The organism is Salinicoccus sp. CNSTN-B1, assembly GCF_054792835.1.
Genome location: NZ_JBTWMN010000004.1, coordinates 867613 through 879285 on the forward strand (window position 1 = coordinate 867613; position 11673 = coordinate 879285).

The 11673-nt window shown below is 50.0% G+C and carries 13 protein-coding genes and 1 pseudogene; 4 read left to right on the plus strand and 10 right to left on the minus strand.

From position 1 onward, the window contains the following. Positions 1-51: 51 nt before the first annotated feature. The 7 genes from ACYF68_RS05055 to ACYF68_RS05085 all read right to left on the minus strand — a co-directional run bounded on the left by ACYF68_RS05055 (position 52) and on the right by ACYF68_RS05085 (position 5563). Positions 52-666, minus strand: a complete 615-nt coding sequence (locus tag ACYF68_RS05055; RefSeq protein WP_461045596.1) for a superoxide dismutase family protein — start codon at positions 664-666, stop codon at positions 52-54. Between the two features lie 155 nt (positions 667-821). Then, positions 822-2021 carry a hypothetical protein gene (locus ACYF68_RS05060; protein ID WP_461045597.1) on the minus strand — a complete coding sequence of 400 codons (1200 nt, stop codon included), beginning with the start codon at positions 2019-2021 and terminating at the stop codon, positions 822-824. Next, positions 2002-3219: a DUF58 domain-containing protein gene (locus tag ACYF68_RS05065; protein ID WP_461045598.1), complete on the minus strand. Its 1218-nt coding sequence runs from the start codon at positions 3217-3219 to the stop codon at positions 2002-2004. Before ACYF68_RS05065 ends, ACYF68_RS05060 begins: the two co-directional genes overlap by 20 nt. Beyond that, positions 3209-3667, minus strand: coding sequence for an AAA family ATPase (locus ACYF68_RS05070; protein WP_461045599.1), 459 nt, complete (start codon positions 3665-3667; stop codon positions 3209-3211). Before ACYF68_RS05070 ends, ACYF68_RS05065 begins: the two co-directional genes overlap by 11 nt. After that, positions 3667-4167 (minus strand): AAA family ATPase, encoded by a 501-nt coding sequence (locus ACYF68_RS05075; RefSeq protein ID WP_461045600.1) that lies wholly within the window; start codon positions 4165-4167, stop codon positions 3667-3669. Before ACYF68_RS05075 ends, ACYF68_RS05070 begins: the two co-directional genes overlap by 1 nt. A gap of 152 nt (positions 4168-4319) precedes the next feature. Continuing rightward, entirely contained in the window at positions 4320-5096 is a 777-nt protein-coding gene (locus ACYF68_RS05080) for a cytochrome c oxidase assembly protein (protein WP_461047497.1), read from the minus strand. Positions 5097-5098: 2 nt separating this feature from the next. Beyond that, entirely contained in the window at positions 5099-5563 is a 465-nt protein-coding gene (locus ACYF68_RS05085; RefSeq protein ID WP_461045601.1) for a DUF2243 domain-containing protein, read from the minus strand. Positions 5564-5741: 178 nt separating this feature from the next. Here ACYF68_RS05085 and ACYF68_RS05090 point away from each other — a divergent pair, with 178 nt between their 5' ends. From ACYF68_RS05090 to ACYF68_RS05105, 4 genes and pseudogenes are all read left to right on the plus strand, one after another. After that, complete coding sequence (locus tag ACYF68_RS05090) at positions 5742-6341, plus strand: pyroglutamyl-peptidase I (RefSeq protein WP_461045602.1); 600 nt, start codon at positions 5742-5744, stop codon at positions 6339-6341. Between the two features lie 18 nt (positions 6342-6359). After that, the gene (nagB, locus tag ACYF68_RS05095) at positions 6360-7085 is read left to right on the plus strand and encodes a glucosamine-6-phosphate deaminase (protein WP_461045603.1); all 726 of its coding nucleotides are present in this window, start codon (positions 6360-6362) and stop codon (positions 7083-7085) included. Between the two features lie 73 nt (positions 7086-7158). Continuing rightward, positions 7159-7719 (plus strand): peptide-methionine (S)-S-oxide reductase, encoded by a 561-nt coding sequence (locus ACYF68_RS05100; RefSeq protein ID WP_461045604.1) that lies wholly within the window; start codon positions 7159-7161, stop codon positions 7717-7719. Between the two features lie 219 nt (positions 7720-7938). Next, positions 7939-9484, plus strand: a pseudogene (locus ACYF68_RS05105) (glutamate synthase-related protein). 43 nt (positions 9485-9527) lie between these two features. Here ACYF68_RS05105 and ACYF68_RS05110 read toward each other — a convergent pair. Genes ACYF68_RS05110 through ACYF68_RS05120 form a run of 3 tightly spaced genes read right to left on the minus strand, consistent with a single transcriptional unit; the run spans position 9528 to position 11652 of the window. Beyond that, the gene (locus tag ACYF68_RS05110; RefSeq protein WP_461045605.1) at positions 9528-10610 is read right to left on the minus strand and encodes an ABC transporter permease; all 1083 of its coding nucleotides are present in this window, start codon (positions 10608-10610) and stop codon (positions 9528-9530) included. 26 nt (positions 10611-10636) lie between these two features. Next, positions 10637-10759: a hypothetical protein gene (locus ACYF68_RS05115; protein ID WP_461045606.1), complete on the minus strand. Its 123-nt coding sequence runs from the start codon at positions 10757-10759 to the stop codon at positions 10637-10639. Then, positions 10756-11652, minus strand: a complete 897-nt coding sequence (locus ACYF68_RS05120; RefSeq protein WP_461045607.1) for an ABC transporter ATP-binding protein — start codon at positions 11650-11652, stop codon at positions 10756-10758. Before ACYF68_RS05120 ends, ACYF68_RS05115 begins: the two co-directional genes overlap by 4 nt. Between the last annotated feature and the right edge of the window lie 21 nt (positions 11653-11673).

The following is an 11673-nucleotide window of genomic DNA, read 5'->3' on the forward strand; positions in this document are numbered from 1 at the left end:
TATGGTTCCATTGCGTGCTTATTTGAGCTGTGGGCTATTTAGGCTCGGCGATTACACCACATGCGATACGATCTCCTGCATCACAGAAGGCTGCGTTGAATAATCATCCGCCTTTTCATGGATAACAAGGGCAGTACCGTCTTTATTCATCACGGTATTAGCTGCCTCTTCATCCAGGCTGATCTGATCTGTCGTAAACTCTGTTTCTTCCAAGTTTCCATTGGAGTCGGTCTTTACGTTATCGAAATCGCCTGCGTGGGGGCCATCCGGATCTTCTTTACCGTGATTGGCGTCATTAGGGTTGTAGTGGCCACCGGCTGATTTGAAATCGGGTGCTTCACATACGCCTTTTTCATGGACGTGGAAGCCATGTTCTCCTTCTCCGTCTGCCACTCCGTCACCGGTCAATTTGACTGTGACGCCAGCTTCGGCAGGGGTCAATGTTGCTTCAGCAACTTCCTCACCGTCAGCATCCTTTAGGGGAACGGTCATCTCTTCGCCATTTGAACTGGCGCTCTCTTCGGTGCTTTCTTCAGTACTTTCTGTTGTCGCCTCATCAGTCTCCTGACTGGTGTCATCTGAACTGCCTTCCTCATTTCCGCTGCACGCGCTGATCACCAGCAGCAGTCCTGCAATAAGTAGTAGTATCGGCCAGCGCTTCATCATGATACATGCTCCTTTCGATAGTGTTTTTAGACGTTGAAATTGAAGCTCTAAACCAACTGGCGGGGAACAATGATGATGCATTTTGCATATTACACGTTCACCTTAACATAGTTGGTTGGGTGACATCTATCGAAAGCCTTATGATTTCAGAATGATCAATCAACTTTCCGGACTTTCACATGAGTGCTGATGGCTTTTTTCATGACTCGTATATTATCTTTATATGCCATATAGTCCTTATGGGTTGCATCCTGGCTCCTGTAGCGCGTTTCCATATAGGTGTCGAGCCGATCCTGGTCGATGAGCGTGTAGAGCTCTAGGCGATCGATCCATTCTTCTATCGTTTCATTGCGGTATCGTCCCATGCCCTTTGAAGCCAACCATTTCTCGAAATTGAAGTATACCTTTCTGACGCGGTCATCCGGTGCTTTCATCTTTTTCTGTTCCGGCAATGCAGAATGTGAAACCGATGCATTGGCGGAAGTGTGTGCAGATGACTCCTCAGCAGTAGGCTGCTCCCTTTTCCTGTAGTAGATATAGAGCCCGACAATGATGGCCACCGCAAGTAGAACCATCATGATCGTGTCGAATGGCACATGGTTGAATGTGGTGCCCTGCTCAAGCTGTTCCTGTACCGGTTCTCCCTCTTCAGCAGATTGTTCTTCAGACTCCATCTTCGGCATCTCCAATTCGACATCTTCAAGTGCGTTAAAGAGGGGGCGGAGGAGGAATATCATACCGTTTAAAAGCAGTACCACCAAATATTTCATGGCGAAGGCTGCATAATTGTAGATGAGGCTGAAGATACCTCCGAGCACTATAAATGTGCCTGCTGCCATAAGGAGTATCGAGATGTTCCTTGTGGCGGCATACCCATTGCCGATAAGGTGGACCATCAGCCTGCCGATGAAGAAGAACAGCGGCAGACCAAGGAATATGCCATGGAAGAGCTGGGTGTGGGCGATTGCTTCTGAGGTACCGATAAGGTTTGTGCCGATCAGCAGAAGGAAGGTCGTGATGAGTGCAGCAGGCGACGGCATCCCTTTAGAATCATCGTGTAGATATTCGAGCCGGAGTATCGGGATGTAGGCGGTGAGGAGTGCGGCCAACCAGTTGAAACCAAATAGGAATGCGGCCGCAAGCAACACAGGCAACATGAAATACAGGCGGTTCATATCCACTCGCCCGACAATAAGGAAGCTTACGATTAAAGCGGCTGCGACTAAAGCCACAAACGGCAGCACAAGGGGCGCCTTGTTGTTGTGGACATTGATCAGCACTATAACGAACAGCAGCGGGAACATATCGGTGAAGTAGGTGTGGGCGAGTCCAAGATTATATTTCATCCGGCTCATACCGACACCCCCTGATGCTGTGGGCATCAAAAGGGGCGACGCCGTGGGTATCCAATTGGAATATGTGTGCGCCCTTTGCTCTGAACATCGATAATTCAGCCTCGATGGCTGCATCTGCCTTTCCTGTAAAAATGACATGGGCAGGAATCTCTTCATGCAGGCGCACATGCTTCAAAAACCGCTCGAAAGGCACGGTATAGGTGACTGTATTGATGCGTGATAGCGCTTCTAGAGTTCTTTTATAGTGGCGGGCGCCGCTGCCCTCTTCAAGACTGAAGAAAGAGCGGTTGTCGAAAGTGACCATGTTCGAGATGATCTTATAGGGGATGCCGTTTTCGGCAGCCTGACTGGTGATGAACGCAATCTTCTCGAAGATGGTTTCAATGTTCTCGGGCGGCATATATGAGACATCGGATTGCAGATTGATCAGAATCATCCAAGTGACTTTCGTCGTCTTTTCATAGCGCTTCGTCTGCAAGCCTCCCGTCCGGGCAGACGCTTTCCAATGGATGTCACGCATACTATCCTGCGGCAAGTATTCCCGCGTCCCCGTCGTCAGCAGCGGGTCATTGAACAAGGCATTTTTTTGCTGGAAACTGCCTTGGACAGGCGGTGTCGCCATCTGGTCGTTGTGGGTGGCGTAGCGGTCCGGATAGACGATGATTTCATGATTTACGGTGCTGCTCTGCTTGAGTTCCAAGGTGCTGAAGCCAAAGATCCTGGGGATCTCCATTCTGGCGCCTATGATCTTACTGACCCCTCTGGCATGCCCGCCAAACGGGATTTCAATGACGGTTGAACTTCTTGGCATCACCGTGAAGCGGACTGAAGTCATGGTATGGTGCCGGGTACCGTTATTGTGTTCTTCATCGAACCGGATGTTATCGCGGGCTGTAATGGTTAGCCGGCCCTCAAGGATCGGGAGCAGTCCTTCCTGCACAATTTTGATGCGCATCTTTCCCTCCTGCCCTTTGTACATGCGCATTTCTTTATCCATTATTTCAATCTTGAGCTTTTTTGGCATGTGCGTTTCGTACAGATGGTTCAGCAGTGCAAATGATAGGAAGAGGCCGAGTGATGCGATGAGCATGGCGTTCAAGTCAATGGTATAGAATACATTCAGCAAGAACAGGATGATGGCGGCCCCGATAAAAAAGCTCATTGCCTTGGAATCCTTGAAATCTGCCTTAAACTTCATTTCTTGCCACTCCATACTCGACCGGCACTTCCAACGTCTCGATAATCTCCTGGGCGATGATGGCCGGAGTGGTGAGGGTGCTGCCTTCGATGTTCAAAACGAGGCGATGGCTGATGACGAATGGTGCTATATACTTGATGTCTTCAGGGATGACGTAGTCCCGTCCCCTTAAGAGCGCAACGCCTTTGGCCGCTTGGACCAATGCCAGTGTGCCGCGCGGTGAGACGCCGATTTCGACGTATTCGTGTTCCCGGGTGCTATGTATCAAGTCAAGGATGTAATCCTGTATGGTGCCATTCACCTCAACCCCCGATAATTCATCCTGCAGCGCGACGATTTCATCTTTTGTAAATATGGGTGTAACGGCATCCAACGGATGGGTGCGGCCATGGAGGCCAAGCATCATCTTCTCTTCTTCCCTGGAAGGGTAGCCGAGGTCTATCTTCATCAGGAAGCGGTCAAGTTGTGCCTCAGGCAGATCGAAGTTCCCTGGCTGGATTCAATCGGGTTCTGGGTGGCCAGAACGATGAATGGTTCCTCGATACTGATGCGCTCACCATCGATTGTGACTTGTTTTTCGCCCATCACTTCAAGTAGGGCGGACTGGGTCCTTGGTGTTGCCCGGTTGATTTCATCAGCGAGCAGTATGTTGGTATCGACTGGCCCGATGCGCAAATCGAATTCCTGCGTTTTTGGATTATAGATATTGAGCCCTGTAATGTCGGACGGCAGTATATCGGGTGTGAACTGTATGCGCTTGAATGTCCCGCCGACCGCCCGGGCCACTGTTTTCGACAGCATGGTCTTGCCCGTTCCGGGCACGCTCTCAAATAGGATGTGCCCCCTCTGCAGCAGACTTACGAAGATGAGTTCCGCTATCTCCTCCTGTCCGACCATCACTTTACCGACTTCTTTCTTAAATGCCTCAAGCTTTTCCTTTATATTCATAATATTCCCCCTCGTCTCATTACTGTCATTTTAAAGGTTGGGTTAAAAATATACAATATTTTGAAATTTTTTATGAGAAGGAATGTTTTAAGGATCAAAGGTCGGCAATAGGGGACATGTCTCTTTTGAGGCGGGCTATCCTTGCCGCAGCTTTATCGTACTGCCGGTTTCGGTGCCCGTGACTGATACCACTGGCTGCATAGGATGATGATCAAAGCGAGGTCTATAACATCGCCGCCGTAATACATCAGCATGGCACCGGTCTGACCATCAGTTTGAGGCACGCCTTCAGGTGGGGCGGCGTAGATCAGCTTCGACAAGATCTTATGGAAACCAAGCGCAATGATCAGCACGACTGCCCGGTATAGGAAGCTGTAGCGGCGTGTGGTGATGTCGATGTAGACGATGGACATCGTGAATAGATAGCCGGCCAGGAAGACATGCACATGAATCAGTGCAAACAGCCAGACGGATGTATGCATTGCTGTAAACAGCCCGGTCTTGTAGATGAGGAAAAGGCCGCCGATATTAAGTACTGAAGCCACTGCCGGATTACTGATGAAGTGGACATACTTATAATTCAAGAGCCTGCTCAGCCTGCGTGCATGCCGGACATCAAGTGCCCGCATCAGGAGAGTCATCGGCTTAGCCGTCAGCATAAGGAGCGGGGCGAGCATGCCAAGCAGAAGGTGCCCGAGCATATGGATGGTGAAGTCGCTATGGGCCATTTGGGCGAGCGGGCCCACCAGTGCCGCAGCTGCAGATAAAACACCAAGCGCCCAGAAGACGTGGCGGTACACGGGCCATCTTCTATGTCGTCTATTGGCAAAATGGGCCAACACAGGGTAAAGGACGAGTGCGCCCAGCGCCAGGCAAGCTGCAGCGGCTTCATACATAAGGAACGATGTCATATTATCCATGTCGTGCATACTCAATTCGACCTCCTACCACGTTTCTCTGTATAAAGCAGCAGGAGACCGATGATCAGCAGAATGACGCCGAAAATGTTCCAGGCAAGGTCATATGGCAGGACATCGACATTGTAACGGACCTGATGAATCCGCAGAAGCTTATGGTTGATGATGCCATCGAACAGCTGGAAACCAGCGAGCCCGATGAAGACGGGGCTCGCCCATTGCCTGGGGGAGATGGCTTGTTTGCGTCTTAGGTCCGCGAACATGAAAAGTCCCGCGACCAGTGCGAAAAGTCCGAATGCGTTGAGTAATCCATCAGACATGATGCCGATGAATGGGGTGTCCCAATCATAGAAATGGTGCCATTGCAGCAACTGGTGAAAAATGATTTCATCGACAAGCGCCATCAGACCGATGCCAAATAACAGGCCCGACCATGCAGTTTGGCTCTTGAAACTGGATTGCTTTTTGTGGTTCATCATAAATCCCCCGATATCCGAAAAGCGTTTCAATTAAAATACCCGTATTCTTCATTAAGTAACCTTAAAGAATGGATTAAAAAGATGGCGACTGTCTTAAGAGGGGACATTTATTTTGTAGGCGTTTACTTTCATCTTTGGTATAGTAGAAGCGAAAAAGGAAATTGAAAGGATGGTATGAATGCAGACACTGCTCCTTACCGGTTTTGAACCATTTTTGAAATTCAAGGAAAATCCAACAGGCTCAGCCGTCGAATATTTTGATGGGAAGGAGATCGGAGGGTTCCATATAGTGGGACGGGTCTATCCGGTGGAGTTCAGGACGCTCGGTGCCCAGGCCAAAGCAGACATCGAGGAATATGCACCAGATGCGGTAATTAACCTCGGGCTTGCCGGCGGGCGGCATACCATCGATATTGAACGCATCGCCATCAACTGCATGGATGGCCGGCCGGACAACACAGGGTTCGAGCCTGACGGAGAGAAGATAGAGGAGGGGGGTCCTGACGGCCTTTTTTCAACATTGCCGATCAAGAAGATTGAATCCGCCCTTAAATCCGCCGCAGTGCCGGCACGCATTTCGAATTCGGCAGGCACCTATCTGTGCAATATGCTCATGTATACGACGCTCTACCTATTGAAGAGGCAGCAGAAGGACGTCAAAGCAGGGTTCATTCATGTGCCTGCCCATCATGAAATCGGCAGTGAGCTCAATATACCAAGCTGGTCACAGCAGGATATCAACGATGCGGTTGAACATATTATAAAAAATATTAAATGAAAATCAGGAGGATCAACAATGAAACTGGAACGCGTAGAAGATTACAATGAAATGAGCCAAAAGGCGGCAGAAGCCATATATGATAAAATCGTCAATTCCGACCGTGTGGTGCTAGGTCTGGCGACGGGCTCCACGCCAGAGAAGATGTATGAGATTTTGGCAGGGATGCTGAACGAGAACAGTGTAGACCTTTCTCATGTCTATACCGTCAACCTCGATGAATATGTCGGTCTGGCAAGCGACCACCCGCAAAGCTATCACCATTATATGAAGAACATCTTCTTTGACCATGTGCCGATTCCACCCGAAAATACATTCATCCCGGATGGCGCGGCCACAGATTTTGATGCGGAAGTGAAACGCTACGACCGTATGCTCGGAGAAATTGGAGGGGTCGACCTTCAACTGCTCGGCATCGGGCGCAATGGACATATCGCGTTCAATGAGCCTGGCACTGCGTTCGATTCCAGAACCCATGTGGTCGACCTGGCAGAAACGACGATCAAGGACAACGCCCGCTTCTTCAATACGATTGAAGAAGTACCGACGCGCGCCATCAGCATGGGGCTCGATACCATCATGGATGCGAAGTCGATCCTGCTGATCGCGTCTGGAGAAGGTAAAGCGGCAGCAATCGACGGCATGATCAATGGAGCGGAATCTGAGGATATGCCTGCAACAGTGCTGCAGCGCCACGATGATGTCACTGTGCTGGCAGATGAAGCGGCTATGGGTAAATTGTGACGCCACTTACATTGCATGAACTTGAAAGTGGGTGGTCCGGCTCCGGATACGATACTGTAACCCTCGGCATGGGGTGCTTCTGGGCCCGGATGCCCGGTTCGGGGCGCTTCACGGTGTGTTGAGGACGCGTACAGGATATGCCGGTGGCACCACGCCAGATCCGACCTACCGTAATATGGGTGACCACACAGAAACGATTGAAGTGGATTATGACCCAAGCATCATTTCCCATGCAGACATTCTGCGCCACTTCTGGCGCAACCATAAAAGTGATCTTCCCGCCTACAAAGGACGGCAGTATATTTCCCTGTTGTCTGTCCGGGATGATGACCAGGCATCTTCTGCTGAGTCGGTAAAAGCCGAAGTGGAGGCAGCAACCGGCGTGTCCATCAAAACGGAAATCGTGCCATTTACAGGTTTCACCCCTGCCGAAACACGGCATCAGAAATATCTCCTGAAGCGCCATCCGGGCGCATTGTCGCAGATCGGTTTTCTGATTGGTGATGAATCCGAACTGATGGATTCGACATTCGCAGCAAGGCTGAATGGGCTGGTCGGGGACATATCGGCCGGGTGGAACTCCTCGCCGAGATCAGCCGTTGGCCCCTTCCGCTCCATGCACGAAAGGAACTGAAAGCAATATTGTCCGGCCTTAAGTGGTAAGTGTCCGGCGACTTATGTGCATAACTGCTCCATCCAATCCTTCATCATAGTTCCATGGTGAAGGATTTTTTGTACATATCGACCTGATAAAACTTTACGGAAACCTGACCATGAGACCAAACCGCTCCATAAATCATATTTGAATTTCCAGTATTATAATGGAAGAATATAAAGCAAGGGGGAGATATCCATGAACACATTACTTATTATCATCGTCACGTTACTTGCCATCATATTTTTTACGCCACTGTTAATCTTTGGTTATCTTTATTTTATAGATAAACACCAGGCCCAGCACTCCGTATTAAGGAATTATCCGGTGCTCGGGAAAATGCGGTATATGCTTGAGAAGATAGGTCCGGAGATGCGCCAATACCTATATCATAATGACAATGAGGGCAGCCCTTTCAATCGGAACGAATTCATCTTCGTCAATAAGGCGGCAAAATATAAAGACAGGATGCTGGGCTTTGGTTCGGAGAGGGATTTCGAGAAGCCGGGGCTCTACCTCGTCAATAAAATGTTTCCGCTGCAGCACAGTGAGCTTAAGATAGATCAGAGTAGAAAGGTCAATACGAAGTTATATCAGATTACCCAGGAAGGGTTCATCAGCCGGGACGAACACCGGGAAGATAAAGTGATCGATCCGTATCTGTTGAGCGATGAAGATGCCATCGTGATCGGCCGGCACACGGCAGCCGAGCCATTTCGGGTAAAAGGACTCATCGGCCAGTCTGCAATGAGCTTCGGATCGCTCGGCAGCCATGCCATAACAGCACTGTCGGAAGGACTCGGCATGGCAGGCGGCACTTGGATGAACACGGGTGAGGGCAGTGTGTCCCCTACCACGAAAAAGGGGATGTGGACCTGATCATGCAGATCAGCTCAGGGCTCTTCGGCGTCCGTACTAAAGAAGGGGCATTCTCCTGGGAGGCATTCAAGGAGAAAAGTGCAAAAAAGAATGTGAAGGCATTCGAGCTGAAGCTCGCCCAAGGCGCCAAACCCCGGGTGGCCATCTTGCAGCGAACAAAGTCACTGAAGAAATAGCAGAAATCCGTACGTTGACACCATGGGAGGAAGTCGACAGTCCCAACCGCTTCGAAAACATCAATGATACCGGAGAACTGCTTGACTTCCTGAACCAGTTGCGTGAAGTCGGCGGCAAGCCCGTAGGAATCAAAATGACTGTCGGCAACGAAGCGGAAGTGGAGGATATGGTGAAGGTGATGAAGGAGAAAGATATCATTCCTGACTTCATAACCGTCGACGGCGGCAACGGCGGTTCAGGGGCAACCTACTATGAAATGGCCGCTTCTGTCGGTCTGCCGACATTTGCAGCACTGCCTTATGTAGACCAGCTGCTTGAAAAATACGGCCTCCGGGAGCGCACGCTGATCATCGCCTCCGGCCAACTCGTCACACCGGATAAAGTTGCGATGGCCCTTGCCATGGGTGCAGATCTGGTGAACATCGCACGGGGATTCATGATGAGTACAGGGTGCATCAGATCCCATAGGTGCCATACAAATACATGTCCGGTTGGAGTGGCAACCACCGATCCGAAATTAGAGCGGGCACTCGATATCGATGAAAAGAAGTACCGCGTCTGCAACTACCTGATTTCGATGAGGGAAGGACTGTTCGACTTGGCGGCGATAGTGGGTATCGATTCCCCGACCAAATTCACCAAAGAACACCTCATCTATAAAGAACAGTTCAAAGTGCACGGGGGATGACACTGAAGGCATATGAAAAGACAGCTCAATTTTGAGCTGTCTTTTATTCTTTGCGTATGCGTTTCAAGTTCTTGAATATCCCGCCGGAAGTCGACAGGACACTGTTGCGGTATATGCTTGCAGCCAATATGACTGCGAGCGCAATCGAAACAATCAGGATAACGACACCGATGAGCAGTGTCATCTGGCTCGTCTCAGCATTCATGGCGCGGAGCGGCATGACAAATGGCGTGAACAGCGGGAAGAAACTCGAAACTTTGACGAGCATGTTGTCCGCTTCACCCCAGATGTTGAAGATGGCGATATAGAAGCCACCGAGGGCAAGCATCGTCACCGGCAGCAACGCCTGCTGCAAGTCTTCCATGCGGCTGATGAATGAACCAAGCATCGCAGAGAGCGATAAGTAGAGCACAAGGCCAAGCACGAGATAGATGCCGGAATATACAATCAACGTCGCCGTTTGCTCATTGGCTTCCAATCCAAGGTCACCAATGATGCTGCCGAAGTCGAAAATCCAGACTGCAGCAACGATGGCCATGAGGAATATGAACAGCTGGGTCAGGCTGACCAGGATCATTGCACTGATCTTTGCCAACAGGTGGGTGACCGGCGGTACGCTAGATACAATCATTTCGATGACGCGCGATGTCTTCTCCATCGCAACCTCGGTGCCGATCTGACTGGCATAGTTGATGATGATGAAGAACATGACGATGACTGTGACGTAGAAGACTACAGCGTTCAATGGATTAACCTCAGGCGTGTCGCCTGGTGCTGAGCCCCCGTCATCCGCCGAACCGCTTTCTGAAGCGATATCATAACTGATGTCAGGGGTTGCGTTCAGGCGCTGTGCTTCTTCCTCGGACAAGTTGAGTGCCATGATCGTATTGCTGCGCTGAACCTGACCGAGTGCGGTTTCGATTTTATTGACCTGTTCGGATGGAATTTCATTATCGCTGTGGAGGGTGACGGCTAAAGGTGCCGTCTCTTCGATTGAAAGGTGCACTTCCGCACTACCCACATCGCCTTCATAAGGTTCCACCGGTATACCTGAATCGAGCGCATCCATCGTGCCTTTGAATTGGCTATAGAATGCTTCATCGCCTTCTACTTTGACGGCGGTCACTTCTTCAGATGAATCGAAGAAGTCGATTATCTTATCGAAGTTCGCCCGACGAAAATCACAAGCACTATGATCAACGTGCTGATGATGAAGGATTTTGCACGTATTTTGGAGGAATAGGTCTGTAGGAAAGTCGCCAGAAATTTACTCATATTCCATAACCCACCTTTGAAATGAAAATGTCGTTGATCGATGGTTCGTTGACCTGGAAACGCTTGAAGTAGCCAAGTTTGACGATTTCATTGAAAATCGGCTCCGCATAGCTCTCATCTTCAATCTTCAATATGTATCTGTTGCGTATCTGTTTCATGTCGATGACTCCAGGCATGTCCTTTAGGAAGGAGATGTCATGTTCACCTTCGATGATGATTTCCTTTTGGCCGAAGTCTTTGCGTATTTCGTCGATCCTGCCGCTGACGACCTGACGCCCCTTGTTCAGGATGCACATGGATTCGCACAATTCTTCAACATGTTCCATGCGGTGTGTGCTGAAGATGATGGTGGCACCGCGGCTGTTGAGTTCTTTGACTGCATTCTTCAATATTTCAACGTTGACTGGATCGAGGCCGCTGAAAGGTTCATCGAGTATGATGAGTTTCGGGTCATGGATGATCGAGGCGATGAGCTGGATTTTCTGCTGGTTGCCTTTTGACAGCTTTTCAATGCGCTTCGTCCGGTTCTCCGGCACTTCAAAGCGTTCAAGCCATTCGTCGAGCCGTTTATCGACCTCCTGCTTCGACATCCCCTTGAGCTGGCCTAGGTAGCGGATCTGCTCGTCCACCTTCAATTTTGGATGCAGGCCACGTTCCTCAGGCAGGTAGCCGATCTGATTGGTTACATTGTAGTCGATCTTTTCACCGTTGTAGGTGATATGTCCTTCACTTGGCTGCAGCAGGCCGAGGATCATGCGGAAAGTGGTTGTTTTACCGGCCCCGTTTCCACCTAGAAATCCATACATGCTGCCTGTTGGCACATTGAGATCTATGTGGTCTACTGCTGTTTGCCCATTGAAGCTTTTCGAGAGTCCCGAAAGTTCCAAAGTCATTGACGTTCCCCCTTTGCATAA

What these genes read in the sequence shown, in the direction of transcription:
- ACYF68_RS05055 (WP_461045596.1), bottom strand. Translation starts at nt 666, where the DNA reads ATGATGAAGCGCTGGCCGATACTACTACTTATTGCAGGACTGCTGCTG.
- ACYF68_RS05060 (WP_461045597.1), bottom strand. Translation starts at nt 2,021, where the DNA reads ATGAGCCGGATGAAATATAATCTTGGACTCGCCCACACCTACTTCACC.
- ACYF68_RS05065 (WP_461045598.1), bottom strand. Translation starts at nt 3,219, where the DNA reads ATGAAGTTTAAGGCAGATTTCAAGGATTCCAAGGCAATGAGCTTTTTT.
- ACYF68_RS05070 (WP_461045599.1), bottom strand. Translation starts at nt 3,667, where the DNA reads ATGAAGATAGACCTCGGCTACCCTTCCAGGGAAGAAGAGAAGATGATG.
- ACYF68_RS05075 (WP_461045600.1), bottom strand. Translation starts at nt 4,167, where the DNA reads ATGAATATAAAGGAAAAGCTTGAGGCATTTAAGAAAGAAGTCGGTAAA.
- ACYF68_RS05080 (WP_461047497.1), bottom strand. Translation starts at nt 5,096, where the DNA reads ATGCACGACATGGATAATATGACATCGTTCCTTATGTATGAAGCCGCT.
- ACYF68_RS05085 (WP_461045601.1), bottom strand. Translation starts at nt 5,563, where the DNA reads ATGATGAACCACAAAAAGCAATCCAGTTTCAAGAGCCAAACTGCATGG.
- ACYF68_RS05090 (WP_461045602.1), top strand. Translation starts at nt 5,742, where the DNA reads ATGCAGACACTGCTCCTTACCGGTTTTGAACCATTTTTGAAATTCAAG.
- nagB (WP_461045603.1), top strand. Translation starts at nt 6,360, where the DNA reads ATGAAACTGGAACGCGTAGAAGATTACAATGAAATGAGCCAAAAGGCG.
- ACYF68_RS05115 (WP_461045606.1), bottom strand. Translation starts at nt 10,759, where the DNA reads ATGAGTAAATTTCTGGCGACTTTCCTACAGACCTATTCCTCCAAAATA.
- ACYF68_RS05120 (WP_461045607.1), bottom strand. Translation starts at nt 11,652, where the DNA reads ATGACTTTGGAACTTTCGGGACTCTCGAAAAGCTTCAATGGGCAAACA.